15 protein-coding genes and 2 pseudogenes are annotated in these 24715 nt (G+C 49.7%); 5 read left to right on the forward strand and 12 right to left on the reverse strand.

Annotated elements, in window-relative coordinates:
• Positions 1-172: 172 nt before the first annotated feature.
• Together BACSA_RS03790 and pheT are read right to left on the reverse strand one after the other, a co-directional pair.
• Positions 173-907 carry a YebC/PmpR family DNA-binding transcriptional regulator gene (locus tag BACSA_RS03790; RefSeq protein ID WP_013616797.1) on the reverse strand — a complete coding sequence of 245 codons (735 nt, stop codon included), beginning with the start codon at positions 905-907 and terminating at the stop codon, positions 173-175.
• Positions 908-1230: 323 nt separating this feature from the next.
• Positions 1231-3693: a phenylalanine--tRNA ligase subunit beta gene (gene pheT / locus BACSA_RS03795; RefSeq protein ID WP_013616798.1), complete on the reverse strand. Its 2463-nt coding sequence runs from the start codon at positions 3691-3693 to the stop codon at positions 1231-1233.
• Between the two features lie 629 nt (positions 3694-4322).
• Here pheT and crcB point away from each other — a divergent pair.
• Both crcB and BACSA_RS03810 read left to right on the forward strand, forming a co-directional pair.
• Positions 4323-4703, forward strand: a complete 381-nt coding sequence (gene crcB, locus BACSA_RS03805; RefSeq protein WP_013616800.1) for a fluoride efflux transporter CrcB — start codon at positions 4323-4325, stop codon at positions 4701-4703.
• Positions 4704-5723: 1020 nt separating this feature from the next.
• The gene (locus tag BACSA_RS03810) at positions 5724-6530 is read left to right on the forward strand and encodes a TrmH family RNA methyltransferase (RefSeq protein ID WP_013616801.1); all 807 of its coding nucleotides are present in this window, start codon (positions 5724-5726) and stop codon (positions 6528-6530) included.
• A 490-nt stretch (positions 6531-7020) separates the two neighbouring features.
• Here the strand turns inward: BACSA_RS03810 and BACSA_RS03815 are convergent, their stop codons facing one another.
• From BACSA_RS03815 to BACSA_RS03860, 9 genes and pseudogenes are all read right to left on the reverse strand, one after another.
• Positions 7021-8133 (reverse strand): ABC transporter permease, encoded by a 1113-nt coding sequence (locus tag BACSA_RS03815; protein WP_013616802.1) that lies wholly within the window; start codon positions 8131-8133, stop codon positions 7021-7023.
• A 383-nt stretch (positions 8134-8516) separates the two neighbouring features.
• Positions 8517-9620: an ABC transporter permease gene (locus BACSA_RS03820; RefSeq protein WP_013616803.1), complete on the reverse strand. Its 1104-nt coding sequence runs from the start codon at positions 9618-9620 to the stop codon at positions 8517-8519.
• Positions 9621-10285: 665 nt separating this feature from the next.
• Positions 10286-11014: pseudogene (locus BACSA_RS03830) on the reverse strand (ABC transporter ATP-binding protein); the annotation flags it as partial.
• 62 nt (positions 11015-11076) lie between these two features.
• Positions 11077-12030, reverse strand: a complete 954-nt coding sequence (locus BACSA_RS03835; RefSeq protein ID WP_013616806.1) for an ABC transporter ATP-binding protein — start codon at positions 12028-12030, stop codon at positions 11077-11079.
• Between the two features lie 106 nt (positions 12031-12136).
• Complete coding sequence (locus BACSA_RS03840) at positions 12137-13045, reverse strand: HlyD family secretion protein (protein ID WP_013616807.1); 909 nt, start codon at positions 13043-13045, stop codon at positions 12137-12139.
• A 321-nt stretch (positions 13046-13366) separates the two neighbouring features.
• Positions 13367-14653 carry a TolC family protein gene (locus BACSA_RS03845; protein ID WP_013616808.1) on the reverse strand — a complete coding sequence of 429 codons (1287 nt, stop codon included), beginning with the start codon at positions 14651-14653 and terminating at the stop codon, positions 13367-13369.
• Positions 14654-14722: 69 nt separating this feature from the next.
• Positions 14723-15337, reverse strand: a complete 615-nt coding sequence (locus BACSA_RS18850) for a TetR/AcrR family transcriptional regulator (RefSeq protein WP_013616809.1) — start codon at positions 15335-15337, stop codon at positions 14723-14725.
• A gap of 91 nt (positions 15338-15428) precedes the next feature.
• Positions 15429-16061, reverse strand: a complete 633-nt coding sequence (locus tag BACSA_RS03855) for a trimeric intracellular cation channel family protein (RefSeq protein WP_013616810.1) — start codon at positions 16059-16061, stop codon at positions 15429-15431.
• A 34-nt stretch (positions 16062-16095) separates the two neighbouring features.
• Positions 16096-17595, reverse strand: a complete 1500-nt coding sequence (locus tag BACSA_RS03860) for a DUF3078 domain-containing protein (RefSeq protein WP_013616811.1) — start codon at positions 17593-17595, stop codon at positions 16096-16098.
• A 214-nt stretch (positions 17596-17809) separates the two neighbouring features.
• On the opposite strand from BACSA_RS03860, the gene BACSA_RS03865 reads away from it, so the two are divergent.
• From BACSA_RS03865 to BACSA_RS03880, 3 genes and pseudogenes are all read left to right on the forward strand, one after another.
• A complete protein-coding gene (locus BACSA_RS03865; RefSeq protein ID WP_013616812.1) occupies positions 17810-19408 on the forward strand; it encodes a CTP synthase in 1599 nt (532 codons plus the stop codon).
• 148 nt (positions 19409-19556) lie between these two features.
• Positions 19557-21422 (forward strand): membrane protein insertase YidC, encoded by a 1866-nt coding sequence (gene yidC / locus BACSA_RS03870; RefSeq protein ID WP_013616813.1) that lies wholly within the window; start codon positions 19557-19559, stop codon positions 21420-21422.
• Between the two features lie 555 nt (positions 21423-21977).
• A pseudogene (locus BACSA_RS03880) lies at positions 21978-22295 on the forward strand (eCIS core domain-containing protein); the annotation flags it as partial.
• Positions 22296-23130: 835 nt separating this feature from the next.
• Here BACSA_RS03880 and BACSA_RS03890 read toward each other — a convergent pair.
• On the reverse strand, positions 23131-24702 hold the full coding sequence (locus BACSA_RS03890; RefSeq protein ID WP_013616814.1) for a peptide chain release factor 3: 1572 nt from the start codon (positions 24700-24702) through the stop codon (positions 23131-23133).
• Positions 24703-24715: the final 13 nt, after the last annotated feature.

Genomic DNA, 24715 nt, shown 5'->3' on the forward strand with positions numbered 1-24715 from the left:
AAGAAGAAATATGCAAATCAAAAGAGAGGCTATCTTAAAACGAGACCAGCCTCTCTTTTAATTAACAATTAATAATTAATAGTTGATAATGGCGGATGTTCCGACACAACGTATGTTCCCGTCATTGGCTATTAATTATTAATTATTAATTGTTAATTATTAATTACAAACATCACTCGCCTTCTTCGGGCTTCATATTGGTATATACCGTCTGCACATCATCAAACTCTTCCAGGCGTTCCACCATTTTGTTGATGGTTTCGCGCTGTTCGGGAGTCACATCCTTCAGGTCGTTCGGAATATAAGTAAATTCACCTCCTACATCCTCGAACCCGCACTCTTCCAAATGCTTCTGGATGGCAGCATAGCTCTTCGGGTCACCATAAATCGTGATAGTGCCTTCTTCGGGGTCTTCATCGTATTCATCGTCTACATCGTAATCGATGAGGTCGAGAATCAGTTCTTCCATATCCAGCCCGTCTTTCTTCTTGAAAGTGAACACACACTTGTGGTCGAACAAGAAAGCCAGCGAACCGGTCGTACCCAAGTTTCCGCCGAACTTGTTGAATACCGAACGCACATCGGCAACGGTACGGGTAGTATTGTCGGTCAACGTATCGACGAAGATAGCCACCCCGTGCGGGCCGTATCCTTCGTAAGTCATTCCCTTGTACTCGCTCTGGTCCTTGCCCATCGCGTTTTTGATGGCACGCTCGATGTTGTCTTTCGGCATGTTCTCACGCTTGCAGGTAGCGATGACCGAACGCAAGGTCGGGTTGTTTTCGGGTTCCGGTCCGCCCGCCTTTACGGCAATGGCGATTTGTTTTCCCAGACGAGTAAATGTTTTGGCCATATGGCCCCATCTTTTCAGTTTTGTAGCTTTTCTATATTCAAACGCTCTTCCCATTGGATTATATATTTTAAATGTTGTTGTTTTTATGAGGTGACCCAAAGAACACAGACTACACAGACAAGCACCGACAAACACAGACTTTTATCTATAGCAGAACAATATTAGTTCGCGAAAAATTTCCGATGTATTGTCATCCTGATGTATTGTCATCCTGAACGAATGTGAAGGATCTCGCGTACATCCACCGGGTGCATTCGAGATGCTTCACTACGTTCAGCATGACAAGTGCTTTCCCCGCAATTCTTTTTGATTGTTTATATTCTGTGTTCCTCTGTGCTATCTGTGTATTCTGTGTTCTATAACATCACCTAAAAAATTTATCTCAATTTCGCTCCCAGCTTTGTTTCCAGGTTCTGCACCAGCTTGTTCATCAGCTTGTCTATCTGCTTGTCGTTCAGCGTGGCGTTTTCGTCCTGCAGGGTGAAGCTCACCGCGTAACTCTTCTTTCCGGCTTCGAGGTTCTTGCCTTCGTACACATCGAAAAGCTCTACGCGCTTCAAGAGTTTCTTGTCGGTCTCGTAGGCGATTTTCTCGATTTCGGCAAATTGCACCTGCTTGTCGAGCAAGAGCGCCAGGTCGCGCTTCACGGCAGGATACTTGGAAATGTCCTTGTAAGTCACCGCGTTGTTCTTGACCGCCTTCATCAGCTCCCTCCAGTTCAGGTCGGCATAATACACTTCGTTCTCGATATCGAACATCTTCAGGAGCTTCTTGTGCAGGATGCCGAGCGTAGCCAGCAACTTTCCGCCACGGGTATGCACCGACAGGGCGGCGGCATAGATGTCATCGCTCAAGGTGCCGAACACCAGCGCGCCGAAGTTCACGCCCAGACGGCGCAGGATGTTCAGCACGTATGCCTTCAGCTCGTACACCGACGAGTCCTCATCGGCGTGCGCCCACGAGTTGCTTACCCGCTTGCCGGTCACCCACAAGCCCATGTGCAGTTCTTCGGAGTAAGGCGCGAGCGCTTTTTCAGGGTTCCGCTTTCCGGCATTATAATGATAGCAATTGCCGAACTCGAAGAACTTCAGGTCGGCATTCTTGCGGTTGGCGTTGTGCTCGATGCTTTCCAGCCCGCCGAACAGAAGGGTGCCGCGCAATACGTTCAGGTCGTTGCTCAACGGATTCATCAGCCGCACCAGGTTTTCGGGCTTATACGTTTCCAGCCCTTCGTAATACGAAGCGGAGGTGAGCGAGTTGTTCAGGATTTCGTTGAACCCGCATCCCACCAGCTGCTCCGACACGAGGTTCTGGAGCTTCACCGACTTGTCTTCGGCTCCTTCCACGCTCAGGCACGCCTTTACCGAAGTGGGGATTTCCACATTGTTGTATCCGTAGATGCGCAGGATGTCCTCCACCACGTCGCACGGACGCTGCACGTCCACACGGTAAGGAGGCACCACCAGCGAAAGCCCTTCTCCGGTCTCGCCCGTGATTTCCATTTCCAGGCTCGAAACGATGCGCTTTATCACCTCGGCAGGGATTTCCTTGCCAATCAGCGAACGGACATACGCATACGGAAGCTCTACCGGGAAGCCGGCTATCGGGCTGGGATAGTTATCCTTGATTTCACAAGCGATTTCACCTCCCGCAAGCTCTTTCGCCAGGATAGCCGCCTCTTTCAGGGCATAAATCACGCCGTTCGGGTCGATGCCCCGTTCGAAACGGAACGAAGAATCGGTGCTCAGCCCTTGGCGGCGTGCGGTCTTGCGCACCCACGTAGGATGGAAATAAGCGCTTTCGAAGAACACGTTGCGGGTCTCTTCGGTAGTGCCCGAATCGAGTCCGCCGAACACGCCCGCGATACACATCGGCTCTTCGGCGTTGCATATCATCAGGTCGCGGTCCGAAAGCTTGTGCTCCACGCCGTCCAGCGTCACAAACGGAGTGCCTTCCGCCACGGTCTTCACCACAATCTTGCCACCCTTTATCTTGTCGGCGTCGAAGCAGTGCATCGGCTGGCCGTAAGCGTGCAGGATGTAGTTGGTGATGTCCACAATGTTGTTAATCGGGCGCAAGCCGATGGCTTTCAGCTTCGCCTGGAGCCATTCGGGGCTTTCCTTCACCGTGACGTTCTTTACCACCACGCCGGCATAGCGCGGGCAAGCCTCGGTGTTCTCTACCACCACGTCAATGTCCAGGTCGTGATTGTCTACCGCAAACGCCTCTACCGAAGGGCGCTTCAGTTCCGCCTCATGCCCGTTCTGCACGAGCCAGGCGTACAGGTCGCGCGCCACGCCGTAGTGCGAGCAGGCATCCGCGCGGTTGGGCGTGATGTCCACCTCCAGCACGTAGTCGCTCTTCACGTTGTAGTAATCCTTGGCAAGCGTGCCCGGCTCCACGTCATCGGGCAGCACGATAATGCCCTCGTGGCTGGTTCCGATGCCGATTTCGTCTTCGGCACAAATCATGCCGTTCGATTCCACGCCCCGGAGTTTCGATTTCTTTATGGTGAAACACTCGTCTCCGTCATACAGCTTGGTGCCCAAGGTAGCTACCACCACCTTTTGCCCTGCGGCTACGTTCGACGCCCCGCATACAATCTGCACGGGGTCGCCCTGCCCCAAGTCGACCGTCGTAATGTGCATGTGGTCAGAATTGGGATGCGACTCGCAGGTCAGCACTTTTCCGATGACCAAGCCTTCCAGCCCTCCTTTAATCGACTGGACTTCTTCCACTTCGCCTGTTTCCAGCCCGATAGAGGTAAGCGCCGCCGCCACCTGTTCGGGGGTCAAGTCGAAGTTGACGTATTCTTTTAGCCAGTTATACGAAATATTCATATTAAGTATGTTTTGATGTTTTCCTTGTTTTTGATGCGCAAAGTTACAATAAATCTATGAAAAACCATACAAAATTTAAGAGCCTGTTTAAATTTTCCAATAAAGTAATATTCTATCAGGTCCTTTTTCGTTTGTTTCCGGTCTGTTTTCCCGATTTTATTCGTCAGATAGCCCGCTATCCTCCTCATAAAATCAGAAAAACATCCTCGAAAACAATTCGAAAAATTAACCTGAGCAAAATTTAAACAGGCTCTTAAGGACAACAACGAAAATATTCGGTTTTTACGGTGCACAAGAAGATGCGGAAACCTATTTTCTGAAACGCAGATTCACGCGGATTTCCGCAGACTATTTTCATTTGCGCCGCTTTTTTCATTCAAATCCACCGGAAAAAGGCCTATATTTTTGTACCTTTGCGCCCCGAAAACGGATGCGCGGAACGCTGATTCACGCAAACATCCCTCATGTAGGGGCGTATCGCATACGCCCGAATACGTCAACTAATCCACGTGGATGTTTTCAGGGCGTATGCAATACGCCCCTACATGAATAAAAAATACAATCTGCGGAAATCCGCGTGAATCCGCGTTTCAAAAAAACCGTAAATAATAAAACCGTAAACAAACAACATGTCCAACGCATTGATAACCATATTCTTGGGAGGCGGCATCGGAAGCGTGATGCGCTTCGGGGTGCAGGCGGTGATGAACGGGCGCATCCCTCCCCTTTTCTTCCCGTGGGCTACGCTCGGCGTCAACGTGGCGGGAAGCTTCCTCATCGGGCTGTTCTACGCCCTCTCCGCCCGCTTCGGCTTCTCCGACGAGACACGGCTTTTCCTCACCACGGGGCTTTGCGGAGGGTTCACCACCTTCTCCACCTTCAGCCAAGAGAGCCTGACGCTGCTCCGCCAGGGGCATTACGCCGCCTTCGCGCTCTACACCCTTGCCAGCGTGGCGGCAGGCATCGCCGCGGCACTTGCCGGAGGGTGGGTAGGGAAAGCCCACGTATAGACGACCTTGTTTCAACCAAGGTCATCCCACGGGACAGGGTAATTTGAAATTACCTCGTCTCAGAGATGAGGTAGTTTGAAACAACCTCATCCCACGTACATGAGGCCGGTTGAAACGACCTCGTCTTACGTGCGGATGCAAGAGGGGGATTTATCCGATAAACACCCCTGCGCACGGCATGGTTTCAACTCCTATCGTCTTCCCGATGACCTTAATTCAAGTAAGGTCATCCTGCGGGATAGGGTGGTTTGAAACTACCTTATCTCAGAGACGACCTGCTTTCAAGGTAGGTCGTTGTTGTCTTGCGCAGAGACCCCCTCTGTCAAACAGACACCGTCTCGGCATGTATGTCGGTATGGAGAGGGGAATAGTGAGGGAGGATTCACTCCACAAAGATACGAAAAATTTTTCAATTGGCAATGGATATTAGGCAATGGACAATGGAAATTTGACAATCGGCAATTATTTTTTTTGCCAAGTTGTGTTTAAACCGCTGAGATGCAACCATTTGCACAGGCGCGCGGAGCTATATATACCGGAATTTGCATATAGATGCGTGATATATGCAAGATATAAGCATAATGATGACAATGACAAATGACAAATGACAATTAACTTTTTTCCGGAAAATGCCTTAATGGCAGGTGAGCGACATTATAAATTATATTATATATATATTATAATATATATATAATATAATTTAATTTACAATTCTCTTTTCTTCTTCGTGGTGCGTTACATCACTTTGTTAATTGTCATTTTGTCATTTGTCATTGTCACGATAATACAAGCATAGAAATAACATTTTTACATCTTATATAATTCTCATTTTCAGCAATATAGATAGAAAAACGATAATCAGTTAACAGATTTTTACGCCCACCTGTTCCAAATCCATTGCCGTATGGAAAAAATTTCTTATCTTTGCAGAGGAGAGAGGGAGGAACATTATAGGCAACAAGGCTTTTAGGCGACAAGGCAGCAGTTGACAAGTTTGAATTGCCTACACAAAAACAAATTATGGAGAAGGAACGAATCATCGAAATCACGTCGCTGGAGCAGCCGGGGGTGGAGCTGTTCGGCGCACTGACCGAGGCACAACTGCGCAACCGGCTGGAACCGGAGAAGGGCGTGTTCATCGCCGAAAGCCCGAAAGTAATCCGCGTGGCGCTGGACGCGGGCTACGAGCCGCTGGCACTGCTGTGCGAGCGGAAGCACCTTGCGGGCGACGCCGCCGACATCCTTGCCCGATGCCCGGACATACCCGTCTACACCGGCGGACGCGAGCTGCTCGCCCGGCTTACGGGCTATACCCTGACACGCGGCGTGCTCTGCGCCATGCGCCGGCCGCCGGTGAAAAGCGTGGAAGAAGTATGCGGCGGGGCACGGCGCATCGTGGTGATTCACGGGGTGACCGACACGACCAACATCGGTGCCATCTTCCGCTCTGCCGCCGCATTGGGCATCGACGGGGTGCTGCTCACCCCCGACTCGTGCGACCCGCTGAACCGCCGTGCCGTGCGTGTCTCGATGGGCTCGGTGTTCCTCATTCCGTGGACGTGGGCCGACGCTCCCCTCGCCGCCCTGCGCCGCCTGGGCTTCCGCACCGCCGCCCTGGCACTCTCGGACGACTCCGTCCCGCTCGACACGCCTGCCCTCAAGCAAGAACCGCGGCTGGCACTGGTGATGGGCACCGAAGGCGACGGGCTTCCGCACGCCACCATCGCCGAAGCCGACTACACGGTGCGCATCCCGATGGCGCACGGGGTGGACTCGCTCAACGTGGCGGCAGCATCCGCCGTAGCGTTCTGGGAATTAAGACGATGATATTATTTCACCACAGAGGACACTGAGGCACACTGAGGAAATATTTTATTATCACTGAATTTACGATTTACGATTTTGAAACGCGGATTAACGCAGATTTCCGCAGATTAAATAATATAGTCAATCAGAAATGAATTGCGAAAAACTATAGCCTGTTTTTTTAGTAGAGACGTCACATTGTGGCGTCTCTGAATGCATCCGCAAGACATTCACATACAAAAACATATAGCATCCCTTCGGCTGGGGAGACGCCACAATGTGACGTCTCTACTGCATTCCGTATTTTCGCAAACCAATTTTGTTCTACTATAAAATAAATAATCCGCGTGAATCTGAGCTAATCTGCGTTTCAGGTTTTGTCGCGTATCGTCACGCTGGATTTGCAAATCCGGCGTGACAATCGTGGCAATCGTGACAATGACAATCGTGACAAATGACAATCGTGACAATGACAAAATCGTAAATAGCTAAATCGTCAATAAAAAACCGCTCAGCTTTTCTTCTTATAGCTCACCACCGCCCATACGTTGAACACGAGAGCGAAGCCGCAGAGCCAGCAGAAGGGAGAAAGCATTTCCGTGAAGCCGCTCCCCTTCAGGTAGACAAGGCGCATCGCCTCGGCAAAATATTGCAAGGGATTGATGGCGGTGGCGCGCTGCATCCAGAGCGGCATGCTGTCTACGGGCGTGAAAAGCCCTGAAGTCAGCAGCATGATGATGATGAAAAAAAACATCACGAACATCGCCTGCTGCATCGTGTCCGAATAGTTGGATATCACCATGCCGATGCCCGTGACCACCAGCACGTAAACCGCCGTAAACAGGAGAACCGTAAGCAAGCTGCCCTCCGGCGCCACCCCATGCACCGCCCAGCCGAACGTCATCCCGAACGCAAGGGCAACGAACCCGATGGCCCAGTTGGGCATCAGCTTGGCAAGGATGAAAAGCCGCTTCGGCACAGGCGACACGTTGATTTGCTCGATGGTGCCCACCTCTTTCTCGCCCACAATGTTCAGGGCGGTCAGCGCGCACCCGAGGATGGTGAGCAGCATCATAATCAGCCCCGGCACCATGAAGACCTTGTATTCCAGTTCGGGATTGAAACGGTACCGGACACGCACATCGGGGACGGGCATCACGGATGCGGCGCCCGATACGCCCTCAGACGCACGTATCTCCTGATTGTAATCCATCACCACCGACGCAAGGTACTGCGCTCCCAAGGTGCCCCGGATACCGTTCACCGAATTGGCGGCAATCATCACCTGCGCCGTCCCGTCGCGATAAATGCCGCGCTCGAAATCTTGCGGAATCTGGAACAGGATGTCGGCATCGCCCGTCTCGATGCTCCGCATCGCTTCGCCATAGGCGGGCGACACATCGGCAAGGCGGAAATAGCCCGAATCGGACACCTTCTGCACCAGCCGCCCGGACAGCGGGCTATGGTCTTGGTCGACCACCGCCAGCTTTACGTCCTGCACGTCCTGATTGGTGACGAAAGGGAACAACACAATCGTCATAATCGGCATCACGATAATCATCTTCGACAAAAACTTGTGGCGAAGTATCTGCTTGAACTCTTTTTCCAATAAATATTTCAGCATACGTCTTTAGGATTTATATAGTCAATCAAAAAATGAAATGCGAAAAATCATATATGAATTCCGTATTTTTACCTAATTGCCATGTAGGGGCGTATCGCATACGCCCTGAAAACATCCACGTGGATTAGTTGGCGCATTCGGGCGTATGCGATACGCCCCTACATGGGATGTTTGCGGATATTCATTAAACATATAGCATCCCTGCGGCTGGGGAGACGCCACAATGTGACGTCTCTACTACATGCTTATTTACATCACGCCCGCATCATCGGCAAATGGTTTCGGATTACAAATCCGATTCTTTACTTACGCCGGATTGCAAATCCGGCGTGACAAGGAATCCGGCGTGACAAGAGACGTCTTTGCGCCTCTGCGTTCAATAATTATTCAAGCCGCACCTTGAATTTCTTCCACGATACGGCGACCAGCACCGCCGCCATCAGGGCGAGCACGCCCAGCTCGGTGGCGAAGCACGACACGTCCACACCCTGAATCATAATCTTGCGCATCGCCGAGATATACCAACGGGCAGGGATGATGTCGGCTATCCAGCGCAGGGCAAGGGGCATGCTCTCTAACGGGAATATCAAGCCCGAAAAGACCAGCGTGGGCATCATCAGCCCAATGCCCGAAGACAAGAGCGCCGCTACCTGCGAATCGACCAGCGTAGAGATGAGCAGCCCCAACGAGAGCGCCACAATGATGAAGATTACGGATACCAGTGCCAGCCAGCCCAGGCTTCCACGGATGGGCACGCCCATCACAAACACCGCCAAGAGGAGAATCGTCACGACGTTGGTCACCGACAGGGTGAAATAGGGCGTCATCTTCGAGAGGATGATATGAAGGGGCTTCATCGGCGAAGCGAGCAGGATTTCCATGGTACCCGTCTCGCGCTCGCGTACGATGGAAACGCTGGTCATCAGGGCGCAGATAAGCATCAGCACGATGCCCATCACGCCGGGCACAAAGTTGTAAGCGCTCTCGCCCTGCGGATTGTAAAGCATCCGCGAGACGGTTTCTATCCGCATCGGGACACGGTATTGTTCCATCCGTTCCGCCTGGTAAGCGGCAAGCACGCCCTGCGCATAGTTCGTCAGGAGGGATGCCTGGTTGGGGTCGGTTCCGTCGGCTATCAGCTGGATACCCGCTTCGCCACGGGGAAGCCCCGAAGCGAACTCCTCGCTGAAGACCACCACCAAGCCGGCGGTTCCGTCGCGGAACACTTCGTTTATCCCGGCGGGCGAATCAAGCTCGCGGACCACGGTAAAATACTCGCTCGCCTGCAGGCGCTCGATGATGCGCCGGGTCTCCACGTCTTTAGAGGGGTCGAACACCGCCACCCGCGCATCGTTCAGTTCCGTCTTGATGGCATATCCCAACAGCAAGACCAGCATCAGCGGCATGATGAGCAGGATAAGCAGTGTCCGCCGGTCGCGGAATATCTGGCGGAACTCTTTTCGGACAAATGAAAGGAATTGTTTCATGCTCTTTCTGAATTATAATGGAACAAAATTGGTTTACGAAAAATGGAATTAAACACAGAGACACAAAGACACAGAGCCTTATTTACGATTTTATAGTAAAACAAAATTGGTTTGCGAAAAAATCTTGATGTATTGTCATCCTGAACGAACGTGAAGGATCTCGTGTACATCCACGTGGGCGCATCCGAGATGCTTCACTTCGTTCAGCATGACAAATGATTTTTCGCAATTCATTTCTGATTGACTATACAATTTACGAAGTACAATTAAGAGCCTGTTTAAATTTTCCAATAAAGTAATATTCTATCAGGTTCTTTTGCGTTTGTTTCCGGTCTGTTTTCCCGATTTTATTCGTCAGATAGCCCGCTATCCTCCTCATAAAATCAGGAAAACATCCTCGAAAACAATTCGCAAAATTAACCTGAGCAAAATTTAAACAGGCTCTAAATCCTTGAAATAGTAAATCGTACATTATACCAATAACTTGTAGGGGCAGGGTTTGCCTGCCTGAAAACATCCACGTGGACACATATAGGCGGGCGAACCCCGCCCCTACATTGGCTAACTGCGGATATTCATAAAAATAAATTTTTCTCCGTGTCTCTGTGCCTCTGTGTTCAATAGAAAGAATCATACGGATTTTTCGCATTTTATTCAACTTATTCTTAATCTGACTTACGGACAGCCCTACGCGCCAATTGCTGGAACACCTCGTCCATGGTGGCGGCATGAAACCGCTCACGCAGGCGGGCGGGCGAATCCAGCGCTTCTATCCTTCCGTCCACCATGATGGAGACACGGTCGCAATACTCCGCCTCGTCCATATAGTGGGTGGTGACGAATACGGTGATGCCTCTGTCCGACGCACGGTAGATAAGCTCCCAAAACTGGCGGCGCGTCACGGGGTCGACACCTCCCGTAGGCTCGTCGAGGAAGACCACCCGCGGCTCGTGGAAAATAGAGACCGAAAAGGCAAGCTTCTGCTTCCAGCCGAGGGGCAAGGAGCGGACGAAGGTATTCCGTTCGGCCTCGAAGCCCAGTCCGGAAAGCATCTCATCGGTCTTCCGGGCGATTTCCTTGTCCTTCATTCCGTAGATGCCTCCGAACAGGCGCAGGTTTTCCCACACCTTCAGGTCTTCGTAGAGCGAGAACTTCTGGCTCATGTAGCCGATGTGTTTCTTCACCTCCTCCGTTTGCGAAGCGATGTCGAATCCCGCCACGCTCCCCCGTCCGGAAGTAGGGATGCTCAGCCCGCAAAGCATACGCATGGCGGTGGTCTTCCCTGCCCCGTTGGCTCCCAAGAATCCGAATATCTCGCCCCGCTTCACTTCGAACGAGATGCGGTCGACGGCGGTAAATGTCCCGAAGCGTTTGGTCAGCTCATGAGTATAAATTACATTTTCTTCCATGATGATATTTTTATATGGAACACAGAGGCACAAAGACACAGAGGCTTTTATTGAAGAGCAAAGGACAAATCCTTCTCTGTGTCTCCGTGTCTCTGTGTTCCATGAGACAACAACATAAAGCAATCTTCTACCGAAGGCGGAATCACCTGTACCTCTACATCGGGATGTCCCCTTTGCACGAGATAAGCTTTCAACGCTTCGGGAGAACCTTCCGCGGCAAGCGTGACGTGGAATGCCGTGCCGAACGAAAACGAAGTATTCACGTACGGATAGCCGTGCAAATCGCCCAGCAGGCGGTGCATCTTTCCCGAACGCACCGCCAAAAGCGTAGAGGGATAACGGGCCACAATGCCCTGGGGTGTATCCACTTCCAAAAAAGCGCCTCCTTGCACCAGGGCGATGCGGTCGCACAGGGTCGCTTCGTCCATGTAAGGCGTAGAGACAAGGATGGTGATGCCCTGCTTCTTCAAGTTGAGCAGCATCCCCCAAAACTCTTTGCGCGAGACGGGGTCGACCCCCGTGGTCGGCTCGTCGAGGAACAAGACTTCGGGCTTGTGAATCAAGGCACAGCTTAGCGCCAGCTTCTGTTTCATGCCTCCCGAGAGCTTGCCTGCCATCCGGTGCTTGAACGGCTCGATCTGCCGGTAGATGTCCGCTATCAGGTGATAGTTCTCTTCGATGGTGGTGTTGAATACCGTGGCGAAGAATTGCAGGTTCTCTTCCACCGTCAGGTCCTGGTAGAGCGAGAACTTGCCCGGCATATACCCGATGATGTTCCGTATCTTCCGGTAATCCCTTGCCACGTCGTACCCCTTCACTTGCGCCTGCCCCCGGTCGGCAAGCATCAAGGTGGTGAGGATGCGGAAAAGCGTGGTCTTCCCCGCCCCGTCCGGTCCGATAATGCCGTACAGTTCGCCTTCGTTTACGGAAAAGCTCACACCGTCCAGTGCCTGCACCTTGCCGTATGCCTTGTATAACTGGTCCACTATTACCGCGCTCATGTTTTTTTATTTACGATTTTACGATTTTTGGATTGCCAATCCGGCATGCCCCAATTATTAATTGTTAATTATTAATTGTTAATTATTAATTGTTAATTATTAATTGTTAATTGTCAATTATCTTGATTTCCCCATACATCCCTTTCTTGATGTATCCGTCGTTCTTTACCCTTACCTTTACGGCATACACCAGGTTGGCACGCTCGTCACGGGTCTGAATGGTTTTGGGAGTGAACTCCGCCTTACCGGCTATCCACGACACCGTGCCGGTGTATTCTCGCCTTCCGTCTTCCCCCTCATCGGCATATACCTTCACCTGCTGGCCTACCTTCAACGTAGTCAGCTGGGGAGCGGTGATGTACACACGGAGGTACATATCGGTAAGGTCGCCTACCTTGAACAGGCTCCGTCCCTGCGCCGCCAGCTCTCCCTGCTCGGCATATTTCGCAAGCACCGTTCCTTTCACGGGGCTGGTGATGACGCATTTCGCTATCTGGTCTTCGACTTGCCCGATTTGCGCTTCCAGCATCAAGACCTGCCCGCTTACGCTCCGGTTTCCGTTCTCCAAGGTCTCGACCTGCGCGGCAAGCCGTTTTTCGAGGACGGCAAGCCCCGAACGGATGTCATCCAATTGCTTTTGGTTGGCAGCTTTCTCGCACACCAGATTCTCATAGCGTTGTTGTTCCCGCTTCTGCGTCGCTATTTCCTGGCGGAGCGAAGCGATTTGCCTTCCCACATCATAGCGGCGGCTGTCCGTAGCCATCAGGTTTCCCAAAAGTTCTTCTTTCTTCAGGTGAAGCTGGACGGTATCTATATAGCCTACCGCCTGCCCGGCTTCCACTTGATTCCCTTCCTCGGCGTCCAGGCGCATAATCTCGCCCGTTCCCCTTGCGGAAACGGTCACTTCGGTGGTCTCGAACACCCCCGACGCATCATAGTCCCCGCTTCCTCCCTTACACGAAGCGAGCAATGCCACCCAACCGATGGCTGCATAATAAGCATGTATCGTTTTCATCTTCTCCTGTATTTAAGTAACTAATTATAATTAGGTTGTATTAATAGACTGTTTTGAAACGCGGATTAACGCAGATTAGCGCGGATAATCATTTATAGTCAATCAGAAATGAATTGCGAAAAATCATTTGTCATGCTGAACGAAGTGAAGCATCTCGGATGCGCCCACGTGGATGTACACGAGATCCTTCACATTCGTTCAGGATGACAATACATCAAGATTTTTTCGCAAACCAATTTTGTTTTACTATAATTATCCATTCAATCTGCGTGAATCTGCGAAAATCTGCGTTTCTTCGTCATATCAATTAATTTTGCACATTCACTTATTCCCGGTATTGGTCACATATTTCAGGTTATAAATAGCCAGCAGCAATTCGATTTCGTGCAGGATTTTGTCCTGAATGGCGGATTGCTCGGCATGGATATCCCGCGTCAGGTCGGTTCCCGACAAGGTGCCGTTCGCCATCTTGGCTTCCGAAGCCCGCTTCACGGAACCTCGCAAGGCGATAATCTCGTCATCGTATTCCAGCTGGTCGAAATATTTGTCGATAGCGGCATTGCGCTGGGCGACATCGAGTGACGTGTTGAAAAGAAATGTCTCCCGTTGGGTCTCGATGGAGCGGATGCCCGTTTGCACCTTCCTGCGGTCGTTCTTCCGGGTGTAAAGGCTCCCGAGGTTCCACGAAAGCCTTACGCCCGCCAGGTAATACGCCTTGAACTTGTCTTCGAACATATCCAGCCCGGGATTTCCATAGCCTCCCGTAACAAACAAGCCCAGCTTGGGCATCATCCCTGCCGTGATGCGGCTATCCTGTGCCTCCAGGTTCCGTATCTGCGCCTGATACAGCCCCAGTTCGGGACGGTTGTTCTCCACCGCCAGCGGACGCACGGCTTCGGGCTTCACGAAACGGGTCTGCTCGCCGATTTCCTCGCCGATGAGCCGGGAAAGCATCGCCACGTAAGCGCGCCGGGTATGCCTGAACTGGGCTTCTGTCTGCTTCGCCTTGAGCAGCTCTACCCGGAGGGCGTCCAGGTCCGACTGGTTGGCGATGCCGTTCTTGATGTACGAAGACACTTGGTCGCAATTCCGTTGCAATTCGGCTTGCAGCACCTTGTTCTGCGCCAATTGGGCTTCGGCAAGGAGAATCCCGAAATAAAGCTGATTCACCCGGTCGTTGATGGCATAGATGGTTACATCCATGTTCCGCTGGTCCACTTCCGCCTGCGTGCGGAGTGTCTTCTTTTCCGAGCGTATCGCCCCGCCGTCCCAAAGCGTCTGGTTCAGGGCAAGCTCCATTTTATACTGGTCTTTGCTCAGCGCAGGAATCTCGACACCCGTCAATCCAATGGCGTCAAAGTCTATAGGGATTTCCGTCACCTCCGACTGGTAAGTGGCTTGCGCCGAAAACGTCACGTGAGGCAGATACCCCTTGGCTGCATTCGAAAGATTGTATTCTTCCGTTTTCGCTATCAGGCCATATTGCTTGATAAGCGGATAATTCGCCTGCGCTTTCCGGTAACACGCTTCGATGCTGAGCTGGGCGAAGCTGGGGACATAGAGCGCAATCGCGAGGAAGAAAGTGATTGTCTTTATTCGCATATCCATCGTTTTATTGGTTTATTTATCCTATCGTCTGTATTGTTCGACAATCCTGTCGATGCAAAGGCAAAAAAATTAAGGTTTCAAAGCTTCAAGGATGAGCTGCATGTTGTGCTCACGGTATGATGCCATTAATCTCTGCGCCACTTCCGTTTCTATCCCTTCCTTCCCCCGACAAACGGAGATAGCCGTTAATGAAGAAGTATCGAGCGTAAGCAACATAAACAAGAAATCGCCGAAGCGGATGGGACGGATTCTTCCCGCCTCTACCTCTGCTTCCAGCATCTCCTTGACCCGCTGGACCGCCTCAATCCGTTCGAGCAGGCCAATCACCATCGCCCGGTTTCCGGGTTTCAACAACATTTCCGACAAAAGGAAATAAGGCATTTGGGGGACTTGCGACAAAAGATACCGGTCGCGCTCCTCCCGGATGCGGTTCAATGTCTCTTCAAAAGGCAAGCCTTGTTCGAAGATTCCGCGGAACAAGGGGACTATCTCGCGTGTTTTCCGCAACATGACCGCCTGAAACAGTTTTTCCTTGCTCCGGTAATAATAATGCAGCATCGAATGCGCCACGCCTGCCCGCCGGGCAATAGCCAGCATCTTCGCCCCGTCATACCCTTTCTCCAAGAATTCGGCTTCCGCCGCTTCCAGAATGGCCTGTTCCGTATTTTGTTCGTTGGTTTTCATCGTTTTACTCCTATCGGCTGCATTGTTCGACAATCTTGTCGACACAAATATATAAACAAACTCTGACCGGTCAAGCGTTTTAACAATCTTTTCATTCCTTTTTTTGCCCGTTGGCTGGGTCTCCTTTCAATATAGGCAACGTAATCTGGTATTTTACGGCAAGAATGCGGACCACCAGCACCGTCACAAAACCGATAATCTGCGAGAGATAAGCTTCCAGCCCCATCTGCAAGCATATCCAATAGAAAAGCCCGCCAATCACACATGCCATCGCATAAATCTCCTTGCGGAATATCAGGGGAATCTCGTTAATGAATACATCGCGGATGACGCCGCCCGCGGCACCCGTGACGCTTCCCATGATGATTGCCACCCAAAACGGGAAACCCAATGCAATGGTCTTGTCAAAACCGACTACGGTAAACAAGGCAAGGCCGATGCTGTCGAAAAAAAAGAAGGTATTATTCAGGTGAATCAGATACTTGCCGAATATAATGACGAAAAACATGGCGAACGCCGTACATATCAGATAAATGGGGTCGGTCATCCACACGGGCGTGACATTCAGCATCACGTCGCGCAACGTCCCGCCTCCGATAGCCGTAGCCAATCCTACGATGTATGCACCAAACCAGTCAAACCGCTTGGCGGATGCCAGACGGATGCCGCTAATCGCAAAAGCAAATGTTCCGATAAAATCGAGAACCTGAACGAATGAAATCATATTCCAATTTTTTAGTCCTTAAATCCGTTATTCTTCACCATGCATAATTAAACCCCAAGCTCAGCAGCTCCTGAAGCTGGAAATAACTGTCATTATCCTCTTCAAGCGTTACCGAATCATCGAAACGGGCATGAACGAACAGCTTCGTGGAGAAGTATTTGTTGAATGCAAAGGTAAACGTATTTTCCCATTCAGCTAACACTTTTTCGTAATTTGTGGTATACGATAGGCGGGACTCCCACAACAGATTATTGATGATGCTCCACTTCAAAGTGGTTTCCAGACGCGAACCCCATTGGTTTTCCACTCTATGCCCCGCCTTAATATTGAATTTAGTAGGGTCTACCCTATCGCTCGCCACACTATAACGCGAATAGTTGAAAGGATTTATCAATACAGACAGATTGCATACGCCATCCTTTATATATTTATAGTCCATACCCAGACCGATGTTTAACTCGGCAGGCGAGAACAAAGCCGAGACCAGATTGTCCGAGTTGGTATCGTACTTAGAGAAAAACTGCGTCTTAAACTCGGCCGACAACGTATAATACCAGTTGTAAAACGCCTTGTATCCCAACTTGGAGCTAAGGCGTAACATATCCTCACTCGTCTTATACTGGTGCACCGTATCCGAAGGCGCAGTGATGAACCCTAACTTCCACTCGATTTTATTCTCAAACTGAATCTTCTGCTTATCGTCATAATTGAATTGCCACGTCATTCCCGACAAGAGCGACACCGTACTTTCACCGCCTTTATACCAGTTGTCCGAGATGTAGTTTTGAGAGAACTGCATATACCCGTTCCCTGAAATCGTCCAAAAGTTGGGCTTAATCACCAGCAGGTCTTTCTCAGCCATCGAGTGTTCCCTCTCCGGCACAAGCAACGGCATCACCTTGTTTTTCCGAGGCTTGCGTATCACCATCTTGTCAGACAAAGGCTCCAGCCCTTTCAGGTCATTTTCGTTCTTCCGGACCAAATAAGGGTATTCCAGGTAAAAGCTTAAAAGCTGCCTGTTTACCGCACGGTCTACGTCAGCCGTACGCGTAAGGCGAGGCACCTGAAAAACCGAATCACGGACCGGATTCTCTGCGACATAGGGATTATCCGGCTTCCAGCCGTCTATGGACATCGCTTGCTCAATGGCAGCAGAATAATAAGTAGCAGGCATGGCAAGTTTAAAATAGTCAGCGTCCGAACGTATCCATGCCGGAGCATGCGGTATGAAAATATCATCCCAACGGTCGGACATTACCTGGCTCTCCTTACGGTATCGGGCAAGAAAAGCCCTAAAACATCTCTTTACCTTCGCATTAACCGAAACGGATACCGGTTTCTTGACCACAGGGACAAGAGTATCTTGGGCAGAGCCCACAAGGTTCGCCAACGAATCGGGCACAGGCACCGACACCGAATCACTCTTTATTTCAATGACAGATATACTATCTACTTTCACCGAATCCGCACCAGTCTGGGCAGACCCATTTATACCTATTAATAATAACAACGTAAGAATGCCTATCGTTTTCATCTCTTCTTCTGAGCTATCTAATTAAGTTTCCGCAAAAATACAACTTTTTTCATTTCCACGGCAAGATATTTGAAATGTTAATATGTTCCTGATATGTTTTCTCCCCTGCACGAACGATAATTTGCGGAAAGATAGTGTGGGATTCGGCATTTTTTTGTAATTTTGCCACTTTGAAATAGAAGTGCTAAATCAAAACATTAAAAACGAACATATTGTGGCAGAAACTAAGTACATTTTCGTAACAGGTGGTGTTGCCTCTTCCTTGGGTAAAGGCATTATCTCATCATCTATCGGTAAGTTGCTGCAAGCCAGAGGCTACAGCGTAACCATCCAAAAGTTTGACCCCTACATCAACATCGACCCCGGAACTTTGAACCCTTACGAGCACGGAGAGTGTTACGTAACCGTAGACGGACACGAAGCCGACCTCGACCTGGGACACTACGAACGCTTCTTGGGCATACAAACGACCAAAGCGAACAACATCACGACAGGACGTATCTATAAGAGCGTAATCGACAAGGAACGCCGTGGAGACTATTTAGGCAAGACCATCCAGATTGTGCCGCACATCACCGATGAAATCAAGCGCAACATCAAGCTGCTGGGAAATAAGTACAAATTCGATTTCGTCATTACCGAAATCGGCGGAACGGTGGGCGATATCGAGTCGCTTCCTTATCTGGAAAGCATCCGCCAGCTGAAATGGGAATTGGGACGGAACGCCTTATGCGTACACCTGACCTACGTGCCTTATCTGGCAGCAGCAGGCGAGCTGAAGACCAAACCTACCCAACATTCCGTAAAAGAACTGCAGTCGGTAGGTATCCAGCCCGACATCCTGGTATTGCGTGCGGAACACGAATTAAGCACTAATTTAAAGAAAAAAGTAGCTCTGTTCTGCAACGTAGACGAAAACGCGGTCGTACAGTCTATCGACATGCCAACCATTTACGAAGTGCCTCTCCGTATGCAAGAGCAAGGACTGGATGCAACCATCCTGAAGAAGATGGGCTTGCCCATCGGCGAAACTCCGACCTTGGGTCCGTGGAGAGATTTTCTGGAACGCCGCCACAAAGCCACCGAAAAAGTACACATTGGCTTGGTAGGCAAATACGACCTGCAAGACGCTTACAAGTCTATTTTGGAAGCCTTGTCGCAGGCTGCCACTTACAACGACCGCAAGGCGGACATCCATTTCATCAATAGCGAAAAGCTGAACGAAAGCAACGTGGAAGAGACGCTGAAAGATATGGACGGCATCGTCATCTGCCCGGGATTCGGCCAACGCGGCATCGAAGGGAAATTCGTAGCCATCAAATATTGCCGCACGCACGATGTACCGACATTCGGCATCTGCCTGGGCATGCAGTGCATGGCAATTGAATTCGCACGCAACGTATTGGGTTATGCCGATGCCAACAGCCGCGAAATGGACGAAAAGACTCCACACAACGTCATCGACATCATGGAAGAACAGAAGTCCATCACCAATATGGGCGGAACAATGCGCTTGGGTGCCTACGAATGTGTGCTCGACCCGAACTCGAAGGTTTATCAGGCGTACGGAACCGAACATATCCAGGAACGCCACCGCCACCGCTACGAGTTCAACAATGACTACAAAGCTGAATTCGAAAAGGCAGGCATGAAATGCGTGGGTATCAATCCCGAATCGGACTTGGTGGAAATCGTCGAGATTCCGACCTTGCGCTGGTTCATCGGCACGCAATTCCACCCGGAATACAGCAGTACCGTACTGAAACCGCATCCGTTGTTCCTGTCGTTCGTTAAGGCGGCAATCAGCAAGTAATTTTTCCCACCACAGATTACACAGATTAAATTAATAATTAATAAATGCATGACGGTATATCTTTCCGCTTCCGTTCTATTAACTATGAATTTGATAAAATCTGTGTAATCTGTGGTGGATCCTTATAAACTTAAAACTTTAAAAGCAAATGGATAAAAACACGTTAGTGGGATTTGTCTTGATTGGAGCAGTCATCGTAGGCTTCAGCATCTACAGCCGCCCCAGTCAAGAAGAAATGGAACGTGCGCAGCACTATCAAGATTCTATCGAGACCGTCGTCCGGCAACAGGAACAAATGCAGAAGGCACAGGAAGCTGAAGCCGTGCAGACACTCCGGTTGGACTCTACCTCGCAATTCTTCGCGCATACACAAGGTTCCGAAGAGTTTACCGTATTGGAGAACAACGTGGTGCAGCTCACTTTCTCGAACAAAGGCGGACGGGTGAGCAAGGCAATGCTGAAAGAATACAACGACCAGCAGAAACAACCGCTGGTATTATTTGACGGCGAGGACGCTTCACTCAACTTCGGATTCGAAGGGAAAACCGAAAACATCATGAGCAGCGGACTTTACTTCCAACCGGTCAATGTAACCGACACAACCGTAACAATGCGCCTGAACGCGCAAAACGGAGGGCATTTAGATTTCATCTACCGCCTGCTTCCCGACTCGTATATGCTCGACTTCACGATACAGGCAAGCGGACTGCAGAACTTTTTCTCTCCTTCGGTCAAGACAATGACCATCGACTGGAACCAACGTGCCCGTCAGATGGAAAAAGGATATAACTTCGAGCAACGTTACACCTCGCTGACCTACAAGCCTGCCGGAGAAAGTTTCGACTACCTGAGCGAGACAAAGGACGAAAAAGAAACCATTCCCGAAGCCCTTGACTGGGTGGCGTTCAAAAACCAATACTTCTCGTGCGTATTCATGGCAGAGAAGAACTTCGAAAACGCTACCCTCGATTCGAAAATGGAACAAAAGGAAAGCGGTTACATGAAACGCTATCATGCCGACATGCAAACGGCATTCGACCCTACGGGCGCACAACCCAGCCATTTCCAGTTCTATTTCGGACCGAACCACTTCAAGACCCTGCTCGCCAGCAACAAACTGAGTTTCGATAACAAAGACCAGGAGCTGGAAGACCTCGTCTATTTGGGATGGCCTATCATCCGGCTCATCAACCGCTGGTTCACCATCAACCTCTTCGACTGGCTTTCGGGCATGGGGCTGAGCATGGGTATCGTTATCCTGCTGATGACTATCATCGTAAAGATTCTGGTGTTGCCCACTACTTGGAAATCATTCATCTCTTCGGCAAAGATGCGTGCACTGAAACCTTATGTAGACAAAATCAACGAGAAATATCCCAAGCAGGAAGACGCGCTCAAGAAACAACAGGAAACCATGTCGCTCTACAGCCAATACGGCGTAAGCCCGATGGGAGGCTGTCTTCCAATGCTGATTCAGACTCCCGTCTTCATGGCGCTGTTCTTCTTTGTGCCGAATGCCATCGAGCTTCGCCAACAAAGTTTCCTTTGGGCTGACGATCTCTCGGCATACGATGACCTCATCCACTGGAGCACCAGCATCCCGTTATTGGGCAACCACCTCAGCCTGTTCTGCCTGCTCTTCAGTGCCACAACGGTCATCAACCAGATTGTAATGATGAAGCAACAAGACACGGGAGCCAACCCACAAATGGCAGCCATGAAATGGATGATGTACATCATGCCCGTCATGTTCTTCTTCATCTTCAACGAATATGCTTCAGGACTGAGCTACTACTACTTCATTTCCGGCTTGCTCGGCATCCTTACCCTTTGGGTAATGCGCCGCATGACCGATGAAAAGAAGCTGCTGGCACAGCTGGATGCCAACAAGAAAGCCCCGTCCTCACGTAAGCCTACGGGTCTGATGGCGAAACTCGAAGCCCTACAGAAAGAACAGGAACGCCTTCAAAAGGAACGCGAAGAACGGATGAACAAAATGAACAAAAAGCATTGATACTACCCTTTGCAATAAAAGCCTCCGGTTTCCATAGGAATCGGAGGTTTTTTATTGAACGTATCTTAAAGAAAAACCATTGCAGAATCATAGTCCGACGCTTGCAAAGCATCGCATTATTAAGGCAGGCATATTAAAAAAGGATATTGAAGCGAGACATCAACTTAACAAGCGTCACTGTCGTATATTATGAAACGTCAAAGCTTTATAACTTACTGAACACCAAGTCTTAGCAAATCATGTTTTTCTAAATTAGCCGAACAGATGATACTTCCTGAAAAAAATAATTCCCTGTTCTGTAAAAGTGAAAGCTTTAGAAATTTCATCATACACAAATTTGTGAATCTCCCCAAGTATTCTTATCTTTGTAAACAGACTGGTGAGTTTGTAATTCTTATGTTTTTTAGAAATCGTGTGATGATTTGGGATGACTCAAAAAATCGCCCAAAGTACACACAAAAAACAGATATATCAAGGCGAGAAAAACTTTTTGGAGAAATCCAAAAACAGTTTCCCATATTACAATATAAAAGAAAGGAGTAATATATGATGCCCAAGAAAAATGAAACAGGGATGCCCGACCACCTGAAGGAAAGCATCGAAAACCTTTCCGGTTACTCAATGGACGACGTGCGTGTGCATTACAATTCCGACAAGCCCGCTACCGTACAGGCATTGGCATACACGCAAGGCACGGACATCCACGTGGCACCGGGTCAGGAACGGCACCTGCCGCACGAGGCATGGCATGTGGCACAGCAGATGTCGGGACGTGTGGAGCCGACCACCGAAATGGGCGGAATGCCCGTGAACGACAATGAAGACCTGGAACGCGAGGCAGACGTGATGGGAGCAAGGGCGGACAGCCTTTGATTGCCAGAAATTAGCAACCGAGGAAGGCAAAGATACGTGAGTATGGCGAATGGTTCAACCAAGCGCTTCCCGGCTCCATCCAGTTCTATTTCCGAAAAGGATGCAAGGTTGACAGCACCGAGAGAACGTACGTCTTCCTGCCGACAATTGGATTCGATCCTTTTTGCTCAAACGTTTTCTTTATGCGTAAGTAAAAAGGTCTGTTATTTCATTTTTTCGGATAATAACCGGGCTTTTCATACAATTATGGACCTGTAAAAATTAATACGCCTAGAAACCAATCCCTGCCAATAGGGCATATCATGCCGGACGGAAAAGTGGCGGCAAAGGCACGGTATTCCCATGTATAGTCAATCAGAAATGAATTGCGAAAAATCATTTGTCATGCTGAACGAAGTGAAGCATCTCGGATGCGCCCACGTAAATGTCTACGAGATCCTTCACGTTCGTTCAGGATAACAATACATCAAGAATTTTTCGCAAACCAATTTTGTTCTACTATAAAAACAAATGAAAGCGGCACGGCAAAGCAGACAATTATACCGGGAAAGACGAAAACGGTAAAGCTAAGAGCCTGTTTAAATTTTCCCATAAAGTAATATTCTATCAGGTCCTTTTGCGTTTGTTTCCGGTCTGTTTTCCCGATTTTATTTGTCAGATAGCCCGCTATCCTCTTCATAAAATCAGAAAAACATCCTCGAAAACAATTCGAAAAATTAACCTGAGCAAAATTTAAACAGACTCTAAAAGCAGGAGATTTTTATTTCTAAGCTTCAACCTTAACTTTAGCAATTCTATTTTGAGCCTCCTCTTTTTTATAAAAATCGGACAAGCCTTAGAACTCGCTGGTGAAATGGAACTTGATGTGCTTGAAGTCATTCTGAGCCATCTGAAGCACATATCCGCTGTCGGCAAGGAAGACATCACGCCCTTCGCGGTCTTTTGCCATATACTGGAACTTCCGTTTCTTGAATGCTTCCAGTTCGTCCATATCATCGCTTTCTATCCAGCAAGCCTTGTACAGGCTGACCGGCTCCCAACGGCACTTTGCGTTGTATTCGTTCTCCAAACGATACTGGATTACCTCGAACTGCAACTGCCCTACCGTACCTATCAGCTTACGTCCGTTAAACTGATTGATGAACAATTGCGCCACGCCTTCGTCCATCAATTGGTCAATACCCTTATTTAATTGCTTGGTCCTCATCGGGTCGGCATTTTCGATGTACTTAAACATTTCCGGCGAGAAACTGGGCAATCCCTTGAAATGAAGCACTTCGCCTTCGGTCAACGTATCGCCGATTTTAAACGTCCCGTTATCCGGCAAACCGATAATATCGCCTGCCCAAGCCTCGTCTACCGTAGTCTTGCGCTGCGCCATGAATTGTGTCGGCGAAGAAAAACGCATGGTTTTATTATGACGGACATGCAGGTACGGCGTATTGCGAGTGAATTTACCGGAGCATACTTTACAGAAAGCCACACACGAACGATGGTTCGGGTCAATGTTTGCCGTAATCTTAAAGACAAAGCCTGTAAACTTGGGTTCATCAGGCTGTACCAGCCGCTCTTCCGCCTGTACCGGACGTGGGCTGGGCGCTATTTCCACAAAGCAATCCAACAGCTCCTGCACGCCGAAGTTATTCAACGCAGAGCCGAAGAACACCGGAGCCAAGTCCCCTTTCAGGTATTCATTGACATCAAATTCGGGATATACGCCTTCTATCAGTTCCAAATCGTTGCGCAGTTTTTCAGCCAAAGGAGCGCCAATGTGGTTATCAAGCTCTTCGGTATGGATATCCACTTCCACCTTCTCCGTCACCACTTGCTTGGAAGGCTGGAACAGGTTCAGCTTCTTCTCATAAATGTTATACACACCCTTGAAACGCGGTCCGCTTTCGATAGGCCAGGTCAAGGGACGCACATTGATAACGAGTTCTTCTTCCAACTCGTCCAGCAGGTCGAACGGGTCCTTAGCCTCACGGTCCATTTTGTTGACGAAAATAATCACCGGCGTGTTGCGCATACGGCACACTTCCATCAGCTTGCGTGTCTGCGTTTCCACACCTTTCGCCCCGTCCACCACGATGATTACGCTATCCACCGCCGTAAGCGTACGGTATGTATCCTCCGCAAAGTCCTGGTGACCGGGAGTATCCAGAATGTTCACCTTATAGTCATGATAATCAAACTCCATCACCGATGTAGTGACCGAAATACCACGCTGCTTCTCAATATCCATCCAGTCGGAGGTAGCGGTTTTCTTAATCTTATTCGACTTTACAGCACCTGCCACCTGAATCTGCCCTCCGAAAAGCAACAGTTTTTCCGTCAACGAAGTCTTACCGGCATCCGGATGTGCAATAATCGCAAATGTTCTTCTTCTTTCTATTTCCTGATTTGCCATATTTCTTATTTTT

It is taken from the genome of Phocaeicola salanitronis DSM 18170 (assembly GCF_000190575.1).
Classification (GTDB): domain Bacteria; phylum Bacteroidota; class Bacteroidia; order Bacteroidales; family Bacteroidaceae; genus Phocaeicola; species Phocaeicola salanitronis.